15 protein-coding genes are annotated in these 14,884 nt (G+C 72.1%); 4 read left to right on the top strand and 11 right to left on the bottom strand.

Annotation, left to right across the window (positions count from 1 at the left end):
- The first annotated feature begins 18 nt into the window (after positions 1-18).
- Entirely contained in the window at positions 19-1,017 is a 999-nt protein-coding gene (locus ACFY0F_RS15515; protein ID WP_388793402.1) for a helix-turn-helix domain-containing protein, read from the top strand.
- On the opposite strand, the gene ACFY0F_RS15510 is transcribed toward ACFY0F_RS15515, so the two are convergent.
- Positions 905-3,271, bottom strand: a complete 2,367-nt coding sequence (locus ACFY0F_RS15510; RefSeq protein ID WP_388793400.1) for a helix-turn-helix domain-containing protein — start codon at positions 3,269-3,271, stop codon at positions 905-907. The two genes, ACFY0F_RS15515 and ACFY0F_RS15510, sit on opposite strands and share 113 nt — an antisense overlap.
- A 107-nt stretch (positions 3,272-3,378) precedes the next feature.
- On the opposite strand from ACFY0F_RS15510, the gene ACFY0F_RS15505 reads away from it, so the two are divergent.
- Together ACFY0F_RS15505 and ACFY0F_RS15500 are read left to right on the top strand one after the other, a co-directional pair.
- Complete coding sequence (locus ACFY0F_RS15505; RefSeq protein WP_388793398.1) at positions 3,379-4,413, top strand: permease; 1,035 nt, start codon at positions 3,379-3,381, stop codon at positions 4,411-4,413.
- Positions 4,410-5,120 carry a TIGR03943 family putative permease subunit gene (locus tag ACFY0F_RS15500; RefSeq protein WP_388793396.1) on the top strand — a complete coding sequence of 237 codons (711 nt, stop codon included), beginning with the start codon at positions 4,410-4,412 and terminating at the stop codon, positions 5,118-5,120. The genes ACFY0F_RS15505 and ACFY0F_RS15500 overlap by 4 nt, the downstream gene beginning before the upstream one ends.
- On the opposite strand, the gene grpE is transcribed toward ACFY0F_RS15500, so the two are convergent.
- From grpE to ACFY0F_RS15465, 7 genes are all read right to left on the bottom strand, one after another.
- Positions 5,107-5,640: a nucleotide exchange factor GrpE gene (gene grpE, locus ACFY0F_RS15495; protein WP_388793394.1), complete on the bottom strand. Its 534-nt coding sequence runs from the start codon at positions 5,638-5,640 to the stop codon at positions 5,107-5,109. The two genes, ACFY0F_RS15500 and grpE, sit on opposite strands and share 14 nt — an antisense overlap.
- 1 nt (position 5,641) lies before the next feature.
- Positions 5,642-7,546: a molecular chaperone DnaK gene (gene dnaK, locus ACFY0F_RS15490; RefSeq protein WP_388793392.1), complete on the bottom strand. Its 1,905-nt coding sequence runs from the start codon at positions 7,544-7,546 to the stop codon at positions 5,642-5,644.
- Positions 7,547-7,744: 198 nt separating this feature from the next.
- On the bottom strand, positions 7,745-8,428 hold the full coding sequence (locus tag ACFY0F_RS15485; RefSeq protein WP_388793390.1) for a hypothetical protein: 684 nt from the start codon (positions 8,426-8,428) through the stop codon (positions 7,745-7,747).
- A complete protein-coding gene (locus ACFY0F_RS15480; protein ID WP_388793388.1) occupies positions 8,391-9,101 on the bottom strand; it encodes a YqjF family protein in 711 nt (236 codons plus the stop codon). Before ACFY0F_RS15480 ends, ACFY0F_RS15485 begins: the two co-directional genes overlap by 38 nt.
- 48 nt (positions 9,102-9,149) lie before the next feature.
- Positions 9,150-10,067 carry a UTP--glucose-1-phosphate uridylyltransferase gene (locus ACFY0F_RS15475; protein WP_388793386.1) on the bottom strand — a complete coding sequence of 306 codons (918 nt, stop codon included), beginning with the start codon at positions 10,065-10,067 and terminating at the stop codon, positions 9,150-9,152.
- A 117-nt stretch (positions 10,068-10,184) separates the two neighbouring features.
- Positions 10,185-10,478, bottom strand: coding sequence for a zinc-ribbon domain-containing protein (locus ACFY0F_RS15470; RefSeq protein ID WP_388793384.1), 294 nt, complete (start codon positions 10,476-10,478; stop codon positions 10,185-10,187).
- 76 nt (positions 10,479-10,554) lie between these two features.
- Positions 10,555-10,920 carry an STAS domain-containing protein gene (locus tag ACFY0F_RS15465; protein WP_388793382.1) on the bottom strand — a complete coding sequence of 122 codons (366 nt, stop codon included), beginning with the start codon at positions 10,918-10,920 and terminating at the stop codon, positions 10,555-10,557.
- A 165-nt stretch (positions 10,921-11,085) separates the two neighbouring features.
- Here ACFY0F_RS15465 and ACFY0F_RS15460 point away from each other — a divergent pair, with 165 nt between their 5' ends.
- Complete coding sequence (locus tag ACFY0F_RS15460; protein WP_388793380.1) at positions 11,086-11,538, top strand: ATP-binding protein; 453 nt, start codon at positions 11,086-11,088, stop codon at positions 11,536-11,538.
- Positions 11,539-11,587: 49 nt separating this feature from the next.
- Here ACFY0F_RS15460 and ACFY0F_RS15455 read toward each other — a convergent pair whose 3' ends face one another.
- From ACFY0F_RS15455 to ACFY0F_RS15445, 3 genes are read right to left on the bottom strand one after another with little or no spacing between them, the layout of a single operon-like run.
- Entirely contained in the window at positions 11,588-12,847 is a 1,260-nt protein-coding gene (locus tag ACFY0F_RS15455; RefSeq protein ID WP_388793378.1) for a sugar ABC transporter permease, read from the bottom strand.
- Positions 12,848-12,861: 14 nt separating this feature from the next.
- Entirely contained in the window at positions 12,862-13,644 is a 783-nt protein-coding gene (locus ACFY0F_RS15450; protein WP_388793376.1) for an ATP-binding cassette domain-containing protein, read from the bottom strand.
- Between the two features lie 38 nt (positions 13,645-13,682).
- Positions 13,683-14,774, bottom strand: coding sequence for a substrate-binding domain-containing protein (locus ACFY0F_RS15445; RefSeq protein WP_388793374.1), 1,092 nt, complete (start codon positions 14,772-14,774; stop codon positions 13,683-13,685).
- Positions 14,775-14,884: the final 110 nt, after the last annotated feature.

Below are 14,884 nucleotides of genomic sequence, written 5' to 3'. Positions count from 1 at the left end.
GGGTGATGACATGGACGCGTGTCCAAGACGCTCTCCACGGCGCCGCTGGCCGCCTCCGAACGGGAGGAGTGCTGGCACGACGTCGTGTCCCGCACCTTCGTACCGCTCGACGTCGCCCTCCTCGAGAAGGAGCCGTCGCCCGGCAGGATCGTCACCGAACGGGTCGGCCCCCTGCTGATCGCTCATGTGCAGGCGGGCCCGCAGGCGGTGACGCGGAGCAGACGTCTCATCGCCCGGGACGACCGCGAATACCTCACCCTCAGCATCCAGCGGCGGGGCACCGCGACGAAGGAGCAGGACGGCCGGGAATCCCTGCTGAAGCCGGGCGACTTCTCCCTTTCCGATTCGTCCCGCCCGTTCCGTAAGAAACTCGAGGGCGAGTTCTCCTTCGTCTCGTTCCACTTCCCCCGCCGGGAACTCCCGGTCCGCGACGCCGACCTGCGCGAGTTCACGGCGACCGCCTTCGGTGGTGGCGCGGGAACCGCCGCACTGGTGTCGTCGTATTTCATGTCCATGGCGCGTGAAGCGGCGGGCTTCGACGACGCCGTCCGCCGTCGTGTCGCCGCCACCGCGCTGGACCTGCTGACCCTGCTGGTCGACGAGCACCGCGGCCGCGCCGATTCCCCGGCGCCCGAATCCCCCGCGGCGGCGCTCGTGCGGGTGAAGGACCACATCATGCGCCACCTGGCCGACCCCGGTCTGTCACCCGCCACCATCGCCGCGGCGCAGTTCATGTCGGTCCGGCGGCTGCACAAGCTGTTCGAGCAGGACGGGGCCACGGCGGCCGGCTGGATCCGGACCCAGCGGCTGGAACGCTGCCGCCGCGACCTGCTGAGGCCCACGGCCGCCGAGATCGGGGTGGCGGGCATCGCCCGGCGCTGGGGTTTCGTCAGCGCCAGCCACTTCAGCCGGGCGTTCCGGGCGGCGTACGGGATGAGCCCTCGCGAATGGCAAGCGTCTCCAGACCCGCGCGGGCCTCTTCCAGCAGCTGGTCCGGAACACCGCCCTCCATCGTGAGCACGGCGCGGTACTCGGCGGCGGCCGCGGCGCCTTCACCGAGGTGGCCGAGCGCGCGGGCCAGGTGCAGGTGGACCCTGCCCGCCTGCTGGTGATAGCCGAGGGTCTCGAACCGCCCGCGGACGGGACGCAGTACCTCGACCACCTCGCGCCAGTGCTCTTGGCCGAGGTGGACGTCCGACACGTGGTACCGGGCGATCAGTTCGGTGATGTCACGTATGTTGGGCGGAAGGCGGTCGCGGTTGCGGGGGTCCGCCAGAGCGTCCATGACCTCGCGGTAGGTAGCGATGGCCTCCTGCGCGCGCCCGGCCTTCTGCAGCAGCGTGATGGTCAGGTTGCAGGCCTGGAGGTACCCGTTGACGTTGCCGGACCGGACGAACAGTTCCCGGGCGCGGTGATTGTTCTCGACGGCGGACGCCAGGTCACCGACCGCGTTCTGCAGCCAGGCGAGATAGGCGTGCGCCTCCGCCTGCTGGCCGACGTCCGAGCAGGCCCTGGCGAGGCCGAGCGCGCGGGTGGCCTCCGCGACCGCTTCCGGATGGCGGCGGGCATGGGCGAAGTAGGCCCACGCGAGGTAGTTGCGGTGGGTGGCCTCCAGCGCCGCGTCACCCAGGGCCGCCGCGGCCTCGGCGGCGCGTCCGTAGACTTCCGTCCACTGGCTCCAGGACACCCAGTGCTCCGACAGCCAGTGCATGGCCTCGGCGACCTCGATGACCCTGGCGTGCTCGCCCGCGTCGGCGGCCTCCCGGAACGCCGCCAGCCAGTTGTCGCTCTCCGCCTTGATCCAGCGCAGTGCCTCGTCACGGTCGTCGAGGGCGGCCAGGCGGCCGGGGTCCGGCGGTGGAGCGCCGTAGCCGGGCTCGTACCAGCGGCCGGCGAGGACGGCGGTGTCCAGCAGCCAGGAACGCAGGCGGGAACGCGCCGCAGCGGCCTCCTGAGGGCCGTCCTCGGCACGGTGACGGCCCACGGCGTACAGCCGCAGCAGATCGTGGAAGCGGTAGCGGTCGCCGCGGGAGGTCATCAGCAGCCCCGCCTCGAGCAGTTCCTCCAGGAGGTCCTCGGCGGCCGGCAGCGGCACGGCCGCGAGCGCGGCCGCCGGCGGCATGCCGAAATCCCCTCCCGGCACCAGCGACAGCAGCCGGAACATCCGTGCGGCTCCGGGCGCGAGGCGGGAGTAGGAGAGTGCGAACGCGGAGTTCACGCGCAGGTCACCGGCACTGAGCGCGTCCAGCCGGCGGTCCTCGTCGGCCAGTCGGTCGGCGAGCCGGCGCAGGTTCCAGTTGGTGCGGGTGGCCGCCCAGTTGGCGGCGACCCGCAGGGCCAGGGGGAGATGCCCGCACAACTCGGTGACGGAGCGCGCGGCGGCCGGCTCGGCGTCCACGCGGTCGCCGCCCACGACCGCGCGCAGCAGGGCGGCGGACTCCTCGGGGCTCAGCGCCCCCAGCTCCAGGCGCTGCACCCCCTCCAGGCCGGCGAGCGTGCGGCGACTGGTCACCACGACGAGCAGACGTCCCTCGCGCGGCAGCAGGGGCCTGATCTGAGCCTCGTGGCCCGCGTTGTCCAGGACCAGTACGGCGCGCAGGCCGGCACTGATCGCGTAGTAACGCGCCAGCCTCTCCTCGGCGTCGAGCTGCGCCAGCTCGCCGTCGCCCACACCCCACGCGCCCAGGAGGCGCAGCACGGCCTGTTCCGCCGGGAGCGGCTGGGCGTCGAGGCCCCGCATGTCCAGCAGGAACGTTCCATCCGGGAAGGACGGCGCCGACTCCTTGGCCAGCCGCACCGCCAGCGTGGTCTTGCCGCTGCCCGGCGGGCCGAACACCACCGCCGCCGGCACCGCCGCCGGGTCCGCGCCCCGCTGCGCCGGATCGGCGTCACCGGCGGCCCGCTGCGCGAGGGCGCGCAGCACGGACAGTTCCGTGTGCCTGCCGACGAAGTCCGGGACACCTCGCGGCAGCGTGCAGGGCGACGCCTTGACGGTGGCGGCGGCCTGCGGGGCGGGACGGGCGGCGCGGACGGCGCTCAGCAGCTCGGCGCGGGCCGCCTCGTCCAGCCGCAGCCCCTGAGCGAGCGCGGTGACGGTGCCGGGATGCGGCCTCAGGCTCCTGCCCCGCTCCATGTCCCCGATGGCCCGCCCGGAGATGCCCGACGCCTCGGCCAACTCCTCGATCGTCAGACGGCGGCCGTGCCGAAGCTCCCGCAACAACCGGCCGAACGGCGTCCCCGGGCCGGCCGGCCCCCCATGCTCCCCACTCACGCCGCTCAGTGTATTCGTGCGGCCATTCGTGAGCGGCGGCGTGTGCGGTCGGCGCGGGCCGTGACGCGGGCTTATGTTCGCCGGAACATCCGATATCCGGAGTGAAGATGGCAGAAACGGATGAACTGGTCGATCTGAGGAGTGGGCCGCCGTCCGCGCCCCCCACCCCCGCCGCCCGCCGCGCCACCGCACCATGGCCGTACGCCGTCGGCCTCGCGACCGCCGCCGGCCTCGGCGTGGTCCTGGCGCTCACGGGCACCCACTGGGCGAACCACCCGGCCGTGGCGGCCTGGCGCACGGTGTGCCTGGCCATCACCGTCCAGGCGCTGCCCTTCCTCCTGCTGGGCACGGCCCTGTCCGGCGCCATCAACGCCTTCGTGCCGGCCGATCTGTTCACCAGGGTGCTGCCCCGGCGTCCCGCGCTCGCCGTCCCGGTGGCCTCGGTCGCCGGGGCCGTCCTGCCGGGCTGCGAGTGCGCCTCCGTCCCGGTCGCCGGCAGCCTGATCCGACGTGGCGTCACCCCGGCCGCCGCCTTCGCCTTCCTCCTCTCGGCGCCCGCGATCAACCCCATCGTGCTGACCGCCACCGCGGTCGCCTTCCCCGGCAACCCGGCCATGGTCCTGGCCCGGCTGCTCGCCTCGCTGGCGACCGCCGCCGTGATGGGCTGGCTGTGGCTCTGGCTGGGGCGGGAGGACTGGCTGCGGCCCGCTGTCCGGCACACCGGCCACCACCCCGGTCACAGCCGGTGGCGGGAGTTCCGCCTCGGCTTCCAGCACGACTTCCTGCACGCGGGCGGCTATCTGGTGCTCGGCGCGATGGCCGCGGCCACCTTCAACGTCGCGGTGCCGCGTTCCGTCCTCGACGCCTTCACCGGCTCGCCGTGGCTCTCGGTGCCCTTCCTCACCCTGCTCGCCGTGCTGCTCGCCGTCTGCTCGGAGGCCGACGCCTTCGTCGCGGCGTCGCTCACCGGCTTCTCGCCCGTCGCCCGGCTCGCCTTCCTGGTGGTCGGCCCGATGGTCGACCTGAAACTGATCGCCCTGCAGACCGGCACCTTCGGCCGGGCCTTCGCGCTGCGCTTCTCCACGGCGACGACCCTGGTGGCCGTGGCGGCGACCGTCCTGATCGGGGGTGCGCTGCTGTGAAGCGCGTCGTCCAGGCACTCCTGCTGGCCCTGACCGGCCTCGGCCTGCTGCACACCGCCCTCTTCACCGACCTGTGCCTGCGCTACGTCAAGGAGGGCCTGCGGCCGGTGCTGATCGCGTCGGGCGTCCTGCTCCTGCTGCTGGGCCTGGCGGCCGCGGCAGCCCGCGAGGAGGCCAAAGGCCAGGGGCACGACCACGACCACGACCATTCCACCGCTCCCCGGATCGCCTGGCTGCTGTTCCTGCCCGCGCTCAGCCTCCTGCTCTTCCCTCCTCCGGCCCTGGGCGCGTACACGGCGTCGCGGGCGAACGACCGGCCGCCGCAGCAGGGCAGGCGGTTCGACCCGCTGCCCCACACGTCGTCCCCCGTGCAGATGACCCTGACGGACTTCACCGCCCGGGTGCGGCAGGAGCGCCGGCAGGACATGCGGGGCCGCAGCGTCCGCATGACCGGCTTCGTCACACCCGCCGGGCAGGACGGAAGCTGGTACCTGACCCGCATCATCTTCACCTGCTGCGCGGCCGACTCGCAGTCGGTCAAGGTACGGATGTACGGGACTCCCGCCCCGCCCGCCGACACCTGGGTGGCCGTCACCGGCACCTGGCACCCCGGGGCTGCGCCCGCGGCACTCGACGTGCACGGCATCCGGCGCGTCCCCCAGCCGGTCAACGCCTTCACGGACGACCTCCCGCTCACGCCCTCGTGATGCGCAGTCGGCGCGCGGCGAGATCGCCGTGGGACGGCAGGAGGGCGGCCCCGGTTCTGCGGGCGGTGGCGGGTGGCGGGCCGGTCACCTCCACGTGGGCGGGGCGCAGCAGCTGGTCGCCGAGGCGGTAGCCGGGGCGGAGGACCGCCGTGCACACCAGGCGGTCGCCGTCCTCCCGGACATGGTGGGTCAAGGCCTCGTGGCGGGTCGGATCGAACTCCTCACCCACCTCCCCGAACGCCACCAGCCCCAAGGCGCCGGCCTGGCTCTCCAGCGTGTCGGCGACCGTCCGCAGCCCCGGTGTCGCGGGTTCGTACGCACGGGCGCGGTCGACGGCGTCCAGCACCGGCAGCAGGGCGGTGAGCACGTTGGCCACCGCGATCCGGCGCACGGCCAGACGGTCCCGCCGCACCCGCTTGCGGTAGTTGTCGTACTCGGCCTTGAGCCGCTGCAGATCGGCGGTGCGCTCCTGGAGCAGGCGCTCCAGCTCCGCCGTGCTCCGCGGGCGGATCCCGGTCATCTCAGCCTGCCCTGTCGTCCTTCTCGCCCTGATCGTCGACGATCTCGGCGTCCACCACCTCGTCGTCGTGCCCGGGACCCCCCGCATCCCCGGAAGCCTCGGAAGTCCCGGAAGCCGCAGAAGTCGCGGAAGATCCGGATGCCGCCTGCTCGGCGCGCGCCTGCTCGTACAGAGCCGTGCCGATCTTCTGCGCGGCCTGTGCCGCGCGGTCCAGGGACTCCCTGATCGCCCGCGTGTCCTCGCCCTTGAGCCTCTCCTTCAGGTCGGCGAGGGCGCCCTCGACCTCGCCGCGCACGTCGCCCGGCACCTTGTCGGGGTTGTCCGTGAGGAGTTTCTCCGTCTGGTAGACGAGCTGCTCCGCCTGGTTGCGGGTCTCGGCCGCCTCGCGCCGCCCGCGGTCCTCCTCGGCGTGCTGCTCGGCCTCGCGGACCATGCGGTCGATGTCGTCCCTGGGGAGGGCGGAGCCACCGGTGACCGTCATCTTCTGTTCCCGGCCGGTGCCGAGGTCCTTCGCCGAGACGTGCATGATGCCGTTCGCGTCGATGTCGAAGGCGACCTCGATCTGCGGCACGCCGCGCGGCGCCGGGGGCAGACCGGTGAGCTCGAACATGCCGAGCTTCTTGTTGTACGCGGCGATCTCCCGCTCGCCCTGGTAGACCTGCACGGTCACCGAGGGCTGGTTGTCCTCGGCGGTGGTGAAGATCTCCGAACGCCGGGTCGGAATGGTCGTGTTGCGCTCGATGAGCCTGGTCATGATGCCGCCCTTGGTCTCGATGCCCAGGGACAGCGGGGTGACGTCCAGCAGCAGGACGTCCTTGACCTCGCCCTTGAGCACACCGGCCTGCAACGACGCGCCCACGGCCACGACCTCGTCCGGGTTGACGCCCTTGTGCGGCTCCTTGCCGGTCAGCTCCTTGACCAGCTCCGTCACGGCGGGCATCCGTGTCGAACCACCCACCATGACGACGTGGTCGATGGCCGAGACCTCGATGCCGGCGTCCTTGATCGCGTTCTGGAAGGGCCCCTTGCACCGTTCCAGCAGTTCACTCGTCAGCTGCTGGAACTGGGCGCGGGTGAGTTTTTCCTCCAGGTGCAGCGGACCCTCCGCGGAGGCCGTGACGTAGGGCAGGTTGATGGTGGTCTCCGAGGAGCTGGACAGTTCGATCTTGGCCTTCTCGGCGGCCTCCCGCAGGCGCTGCACGGCCATCTTGTCCTTGCTCAGGTCCACGCCGTAGTTGTTCTTGAACTGCCTGACCAGGTGATCGACGATCCGCTGGTCCCAGTCGTCACCGCCCAGGTGCGTGTCGCCGTTGGTGGCCTTCACCTCGATGACACCCTCGCCCATCTCGAGCAGGGAGACGTCGAAGGTGCCGCCGCCGAGGTCGAAGACGAGCACGGTCTGGTCGTTCTCCTTGTCCAGCCCGTACGCCAGCGCCGCCGCCGTCGGCTCGTTGATGATCCTCAGCACGTTCAGCCCGGCGATCTCACCGGCTTCCTTGGTGGCCTGCCGCTGGGCGTCGTCGAAGTACGCCGGTACGGTGATCACCGCGTCGGTGACGTCCTCGCCCAGATAGGCCTCCGCGTCCCGCTTCAGCTTCTGCAGCACGCGCGCGGAGATCTCCTGCGCGGTGTACCGCTTGCCGTCGATGCCGTCGCCGTGTTCCGGGAACCGCCAGCCGTGATCCCCCATGTGCCGCTTCACCGAACGGGCCGTGCGCTCCACGTTGGTCACGGCCTGCCGCTTGGCGACCTCCCCGACCAGTACCTCGCCGTTCTTGGCGAAGGCCACGACCGACGGGGTGGTCCGCGCGCCTTCCGTGTTGGTGATGACGGTGGGCTCGCCGCCCTCGAGGACCGAGACCACCGAGTTCGTCGTACCGAGGTCAATGCCGACCGGACGCGCCATCTGGGTTCCTCCTCAGCCGCTCGCCCCGCACCGCTCGCCGCTCACGGGGACCTGTTCAGCGCTCGCCTTCCTCGGGGCCGCGGAGGGTCACATGGGCCCACCGCAACGCCCGGACCCGCCTCCATTGTCCCGCCACCTCCGCACCTGCTGCGAGCCGTGGGTGAGGGCTCGAGATCCCCCGGCCCGGCGGAGCGCGCGTCACCCCACGTCGGGCGGCCCGCCGGCCGACGGCGCGATCGTCGCGACGACCCGCGTCAGGGAGGGGGCGCGGGGGACGGAACCGAACCCGAAACGCACCGGCGGTTCCACCGGGGCCGCCGCGCCGAGGTCCCGGCCCGCGAAGACCGCGGACACCGCGCGGACGGGCAGCAGGTCCCGCGCCCCGTACCACTCCCGGTGGCCCCCGCCGGCGCTGCCCCGGGTCCGCACCCCGGGCAGCAGCAGCCGGGCCGGCCGGTCCGTGAGCGCGCTCCACGCCGGCCGGCGGGCGACCACGCCCGGGACGGCACGCAGCAGGTGTCCGAGAAGGCCTCGTCGGCCCGGGGTGAAGCACAGCCGCAGCGGCCCGGCGGTCACCGTCCAGACGCCGTCCGCCACACTCACGTCGACCGGTACCACCCGCACCGTGTCGAAGACGTAGACGCCGCTGACGAAGTCGGCCGTACGGCGGGTGGGAGCCAGCAGCAGCCGTTCCCCGTCGGCCCGCTCGACCATCACATCGCTGAACGGCCCGAACGGCGACCGCTGCCAGTGCCCCAGCACGATCCGCGTCCCCGAGGACGTGCCCAGGCCGGCGATCCAGCCGGTGAAGCGGAGCAGGGGACGCCGCCCGTGCCGCGCCCGCTCACGGAGCGTACGGCCGGGACACCCCGAGCCGAACATGCCGGACTCCCTCCGAGAAGTGCACGACGGGACGGCCCTCCGGCGGCGGAAGGCCCGCCGCCGCGGTGAGCGTCTCCTCGAGTACGTCGACGCTGGCGCGGGCCATCGGCCACGGCTCGTGCTCCACGGGGGTCTGCCACAACCGGCCGAGCCGCCGGGTGTACGCCCGCCAGCGCGAGGTCAGCCACACGTCCCGCTCCGTCGGCCTGACCGGGTCCCCGGGGCGGACGACCAGACGGTAGGAGGCCCGGCCGCTCCACCGGGAACCCTCGTAGACGACGGTGCCGGCGTCCCGGGCGACGCGGAGTGTGCCGGCGTGGTACGGCGCACCGATGGCGCGGGCCCCGAGCATCAGCGGGCACGCCACCTCCAGCGACAGGAACCACAGCCCGTCCCGCCCGCCCCGGTGCCGGACGTAGGTGCGCAGGTTGGTCTCCGCGAACGTGGGCGGTCCGGGCAGCGCGGCGGGCACGACGCTGGGACGCACATCGGCCATGACGAACGGCGTGAGACCGACCCAGGCGGCACCCTCGTACTCGTCGACCACCAACTCGTCGGGCAGCAGGGCCTGAACCGCCTCCGGCGGGTAGGCCCAGTGGACGAACGTCTGCGTCAGCCACCCGGCCCGCAGCGCCGGCACCCGTATCCGCTGCTCCGCTCCGTACGCCACCACAGCCGGCGAGTCCCCGCCCGCCGCCTGCGGAAACGTGACGGGCCGGCGTCAGGGCCCCGGCGCCGTGCCCGGCTCGGCCCCGAGTTCGCCCACCAGAGCGCGCAGGACGGGCCCGTACTCCGGGTGGGCGAGGCCGAAGGCCATCTGGGCGACGAGGTAGTCGGCCGGGTTGCCGGTGTCGTACCAGCGGCCCTGGATCACCTGGCCGTACACCGCGCGGGTGGCGGCGTAGGCGTTGACGGCGTCGGTCAGGTAGACCTCGCCGCTCTGGTGCTCGTACCAGCGGCGCGTCTGCTCACGCAGCTCGTCGATGATGCCGGGGGTGATCACGTAGCCCCCGATGGCCGCGTACGAGGACGGCGCCTCGGCGGGCTCCGGCTTCTCCACCAGGCCCGTGATGCGCAGCGTGCCGCCGCCGAGGTCCTCCTTCACGACGGGTACGCCGTACCGCTGGGACTCACCCGGGTCCATCGGCATCAGGGCCAGCACCGGGCAGCCGGTCTGCTCGTAGGCGCGGATCAACTGCTGGGCGCGGGGCACCTCGGCCACGAACACGTCGTCCGGCCAGAGGACCAGCACGGGCTCGTCGCCGATGTTGCGGGCGGCGTTCAGCACGGGAGTGCCGTTGCCGTACGGACCGTGCTGGTCGAGGTAGGTGATGTGGCCCCGGTGGGCCAGCTCGGCGACCTCCTCGACGGCGTCCGCGTAGGCCGTCTTGCCGGCGGCCCGCAGTTGTGCGACGAGTTCCGGGTTCGGCCGGAAGTGGTCCTGGATCAGGGATTTGCCGCCCGAGACGACGATGGTGATGTCGGTGATGCCGGAGTCCACCAGTTCGCGCACCGTGTGCTCGACGACCGGCTTGTCGCCGACCGGCAGCATCTCCTTCGGGGTGGCCTTGGTCAGGGGCAGCAGCCGGGAGCCGAGCCCGGCGGCGGGGATCACGGCTCTGCGGATCGTCGGGGACATCGCGTCTTCCTCGGTCGAGGGAACGGCACGCCGGGCCGGCCGGCACGGCACACCCCGACGCTATCAACGCGAGCCGCCGCACCCGGTCCGTCCGGTCCGGGCACGACCGGTGACCTGTCAGGACTGGTACGGCTGCTGCTGCGGCTGCCCGTAGGACGACTGGCCGGTGTAGCCGCCCGCGGCCTGCGCCTGCAGCTGCTCCGCCTGCTCCTTGGCCAGTTTCTGCTCCGCGCCGCAGAAGGTGCACTGGGTGCTGTACCTCGTCGAGATCGGGAACAGCGGCACGAAGAACAGGGTGAACTTCGTGACGCGCTTGCGGAGGGTGTGCGCGGCCGGGTTGCCGCAGCGGCCGCACACCAGCGTCAGTATCGCGAGCTGGTACAGGTAGCCCCTGGTACCGAAGATGATCATGTTGTCGTCCTTTCCCGGGTCGGTGCTGTCGGTACAGTACCGGCGGGCGCAGCGATGCGATCGCGGACGGGGGGAGTCAGCTCTCCAACGCCTGTCTCACGTCCGGGTAGCAGGGGATCAGGGCGTCGATGCCGACCATGCGCATGATGCGTGCGACGGGTTCCCGCGGTCCGGCCAGGCGCAGCCATCCCCCGGCGTCCTCGGCGGCGGTGTGAGCGCCGATCAGGGCGTTGATGCCACTGGAGTCCATGAAGGTCACACCGCTGAGGTCGGTGACGGTGCGCGGCCGCGTGGCGCCTGAGGGCGGCAGCAGGGCCTGGCCGAGATGCTCACGGACGGTGTGGTCGAACTCGCCGCTGAGGGTGACCACACGGATGCCGTCCACCGTGGAGTGGCCGATCGCCGGCCGGCCGGACTGTGCCGCTTCGTGGGTGCCTGTCAACGTCTCCTCACCAACCCGCCCGCTGATGTCGTTCGCTCCATTGCATGCGTCGGTAGCCTGCCCCGAAGCCACGCGGCCACACATCCGTTCGGCTCCACCGCTTCACGCGCGGGCATACCGAGTGGTGCCCCGGGTACAAGCAGCCGCGTGAACGGGGGAAAAGCTATGGACCCAGTGGAGTCGGCCCCTGGCGGTGAAGGCGTGACGGACGCCGCTCTGGAGGACATCATCGCCCTTGAGGAAGACGGCAGTTGTATCGCTCAGGCCCGTCATCGCGCGGCGGGTTTCCTCGCACGTGTCCAGGCCGAGTACGGGCTGCCGGTGTCCGCCCGTGCCGTGGACGTGACCCAGCTGGTGGTCAGCGAACTGGTCACCAACGCCCGCAAGTACGCTCCCGGTCCGCTGCTGATGGAACTGCGCATCACCGGGGACCTGGTGGAAGTACGGGTGTGGGACAGCGACCCGGTCCTGCCGGTGGCGCGGGCCGCCGACCCGGGCCGGGTCGGCCAGCACGGGCTGGAGATCGTCATGGCCGTCGCCCAGGGCTTCGAGGTGCAGCGGGAGCCGGTCGGCAAGCGCATCACCGCCCGCATCGCCCTGCCGGACGACCCCGTCTGACACCGCGACCGCGTGGACCTCGAAGCGCGCGACGGACGGGCCCGCGAGGTCAGGCCCGTCCGTGTGCCTCCTGCGAGCGTCGCGCCAGCGAGTCGATGACCACCGCGGCGAACAGGACCCCGCCGGTGATCACCAGTTGGACGGCGGTGGGGGTGTCCGTGAGCGCCATTCCCGACGCGATCGACTGGATGACCAGGATGCCGAGCACCGCGGACCAGGTCGTACCGCGGCCGCCGAACAGGCTGGCGCCGCCGATGACGGCCGCCGCGACGGCGTTGAGCAGCAGGACGCCGCCGCCGGAGTTCTGACTCACCGAGGTGATGCGCGAGGCCAGGAACAGTCCGCCGACCGCGGCCATGGTGCCCGAGACGGCGAGCACCGCGGTCTGTACCCGGGTGACGCTGAGGCTGGCGCGCCGGGCGGCCTCGACACTGCCGCCGAGTGCGTAGACCTGCCGCCCGTAGTGCGTGCGCCTGAGGACGACGTCGAGGCCGGCCACCACCACGATGAAGACCAGCAGGGCGAGCGGCAGCCCCTGGAACCGGTTGAGCACGTACGCGGCGCCGAACGTGATCACGGCGAGCCCCGCCGTGCGCGCCCCGATCGCCCCGAGCGAGCGGTGCGGCATGCCGACGGTCTGGCGGCGCCGCCTGTCCAGGTAGGAGGCGAGGAAGACCGTGCCCGTGCCGAGCGCCGCCAGTGCGTAGGCGGCGGCGTCGTTGGTGAAGTAGTAGCTGGTCAGCATGGCGACCAGCCCGTCCTCGTCGAGATTGACGGTGCCGCTCGTCCCCAGGATGGAGAGCATGAGGCCGTTCCAGGTGAGCAGCCCGGCGAGCGTCACGACGAAGGCCGGTACCCGCGTCTTGGCGAAGGAGAAACCCTGGACGGTTCCCGCCGCGGTGCCCGTGAGCACCGCGACGACCAGGGCGAGCCATTCGGGCATGCCGATGTTCACGTTCAGCACGGCGAAGACCGCGGCCGCGAGGCCGCTGACGGAGCCGACCGACAGATCCAGCTCACCGAGCAGCAGGACGAAGACGATACCGACCGCGATCAGGCCCGTCCCCACGATGTCCACGCTGAGATTGGACAGGTTCCGTGGGGAGAGGAAGTTGTCGTTGAGGCTCTGGAAGATGATCCAGACCGTGGCCAGGACCAGGACGACGGGGAGCCGGACCAGTTCACCGGCGTCCAGCTTGTTGCGGAAGGCGGTGATCCAGCCCCGCACCGTGCGGGCGACGGCACGACCGCCGTGCGGCCCCCGGCGCCCGGCGGCGGGGGCGGCCGGCTCCCGCATGTTGCGCGCCATGTCGTGCATCCCTCTCACCACCCCGCTTCCCGGCCCGGCACCGGGCGTGGCACGTTCTCGGTGGCGCCCGTGATGGAAGAGATGATCTGTTCCTGAGAGGCGGTGTTCACATCGAAGAAGCCGTTGTTGCGGCCGAGCCGCAGTACGGCGGCCCGGTCCGCGAGCGCCTTCACATCGCCCATGTTGTGGCTGATGAGCAGGACCCCCAGGCCGCGGTCGCGCAACCGGTCGACCAGGTCCAGGACCTCGGTGGTCTGCTCGAAACCCAGGGCGGCGGTCGGCTCGTCCAGCAGCAGGACCCGCGGGTCGGCGAGGAGCGAGCGGGCGATGGCGACGGTCTGCCGCTGGCCGCTGGACAGGGACACCAGGGGGCCGCGCAGGTCGGGGACGCGGCGGGTCAGGCGTTCCAGCAGCACTCTGGTGCGGCGTTCCATCTCGACCTCGTCGAGGAATCCGAACCTGCGCAGTTCCCGGCCGAGGAAGAGATTGCCGACGACGTCGAGGTTCCCGCACAGCGCGAGGTCCTGGTAGACGGTGGCGATGCCGAGGTCACGGGCGTCGTGCGGGCGCCTGATCTGGACGGGCCGGCCCTCCCATTCGATGGCGCCCCGGTCCGCGGGGGCGACACCGGAGATCACTTTCACCAGGGTGGACTTGCCGGCGCCGTTGTCGCCCAGCAGCGCGACGACCTGCCCGGCGCGGATCTCCAGCTCGATGTCCGTGAGGACCTCCACGACGCCGTAGCGCTTGCACACGCCGTGCAGGGCGAGCAACGGGGGAGTCGGCACGGAAACCATCTCCTTCCCGGGTCCCTGCCCGGCCGGGAACCGGTCCGTCAGGTCAGCCCGGCCTTCTTGCAGGCGGCCCCGAGCTGGGGGGTGCAGATCTGCCGCACCGTGTACACACCGTCCTTGACCAGAGTGCCCTTGATGCCGTCCACGGTCACGGAGACGGGGGTCAGCATGACGGCCGGGAGCGCCTTCCCGCCCGGGGGCCGGACGGTGCCCGTGGCGACCCGGCGGAGATCGTCACCGCGGGCCGCGGCCACGGCCATGGCGCCGCCGGCCGAGGCCTCGGGGGCGAAGGGCTTGTACACCGTCTCGTACTGCTCGCCGCCGACGATGCGCCGCACCGCCGCGAGTTCGGCGTCCTGCCCGGTCACCGGGGGCAGCGGATCGACCTTGTCGGCCTTCAGCGCGGCGATGCTGCCGGCGGCGAGGCCGTCGTTGGCGGCGTAGACCCCGTCGATGTTGCCGACGCCGAGCGCGGAGATGGCGCCGGACATGTTCGTGTTGGCGGTGTCCGCCTTCCACTGGAGCGTGTCGTACGACTTGGCGATCCGCACCTTCCCCTTGAGCACGGACAGCGCGCCCTGCTTGAACGACACCGCGTTGGGGTCGCTGGGATCGCCGTTCATCATGACGATCTTGCCGCCGGGCACCTTGCCGCCCATGGCCTTCAGCAGGGCGCCCCCCTGGAGCCTGCCGATCTCCTTGCCGTCGAACGAGACGAACCCCGAGACCGGTCCCTGGGCGAGGCGGTCGTAGGCGATGACGGGGATGTCGGCCTTGTGCGCCTTGCTGACACTGGCGCCGAGCGACCTGGCGTCCACGGCCACGAGCACGATGGCATCGACCCCCCTGGTGATCAACGAGTCCATCTGTTCCTGCTGCAGGGCGACATCGCCCTTGGCGTTGGCATGCTCGACCGTGCACTCGCCGCACAGTTCCTTGATCTTCTTTTCCAGCAGCGGCCTGTCCTGTGTCTCCCAGCGGGCCGTGGTGGCGTCCGGCAGCAGGATCCCGATCCTCGGTGGTCCGCCCCCGTCGGCGCCGCCGCCCGAGCCCGCCGTCCCGCAGGAGGCGAGAGCGACGGCCGCCGAAGCCGCTGCCGCCGTCCTGGCCGCCCTCCACAGAAGAATCCGCACGGGCAACCGCGGCTCCGGCGGTCGCGGGGCGGCGATGTCCACCCCGGCGAGGCGATCACGTGGGTGGGGCAGGACGACCACATCGTCAGTGTGTCACCGGCCGCAGTCAT

It is taken from the genome of Streptomyces sp. NPDC001544 (assembly GCF_042894285.1).
GTDB lineage: Bacteria > Actinomycetota > Actinomycetes > Streptomycetales > Streptomycetaceae > Streptomyces.
This window is presented reverse-complemented; position numbering and strand designations above follow the sequence as displayed.

Excerpts from the sequence above, each read along its gene's own strand:
- grpE (WP_388793394.1), bottom strand. The coding sequence starts at position 5,640 with ATGACCGGGATCCGCCCGCGGAGCACGGCGGAGCTGGAGCGCCTGCTC.
- ACFY0F_RS15460 (WP_388793380.1), top strand. The coding sequence starts at position 11,086 with ATGGACCCAGTGGAGTCGGCCCCTGGCGGTGAAGGCGTGACGGACGCC.
- ACFY0F_RS15505 (WP_388793398.1), top strand. The coding sequence starts at position 3,379 with ATGGCAGAAACGGATGAACTGGTCGATCTGAGGAGTGGGCCGCCGTCC.
- ACFY0F_RS15485 (WP_388793390.1), bottom strand. The coding sequence starts at position 8,428 with ATGTTCGGCTCGGGGTGTCCCGGCCGTACGCTCCGTGAGCGGGCGCGG.
- ACFY0F_RS15455 (WP_388793378.1), bottom strand. The coding sequence starts at position 12,847 with ATGGCGCGCAACATGCGGGAGCCGGCCGCCCCCGCCGCCGGGCGCCGG.
- dnaK (WP_388793392.1), bottom strand. The coding sequence starts at position 7,546 with ATGGCGCGTCCGGTCGGCATTGACCTCGGTACGACGAACTCGGTGGTC.
- ACFY0F_RS15475 (WP_388793386.1), bottom strand. The coding sequence starts at position 10,067 with ATGTCCCCGACGATCCGCAGAGCCGTGATCCCCGCCGCCGGGCTCGGC.
- ACFY0F_RS15470 (WP_388793384.1), bottom strand. The coding sequence starts at position 10,478 with ATGATCATCTTCGGTACCAGGGGCTACCTGTACCAGCTCGCGATACTG.
- ACFY0F_RS15450 (WP_388793376.1), bottom strand. The coding sequence starts at position 13,644 with ATGGTTTCCGTGCCGACTCCCCCGTTGCTCGCCCTGCACGGCGTGTGC.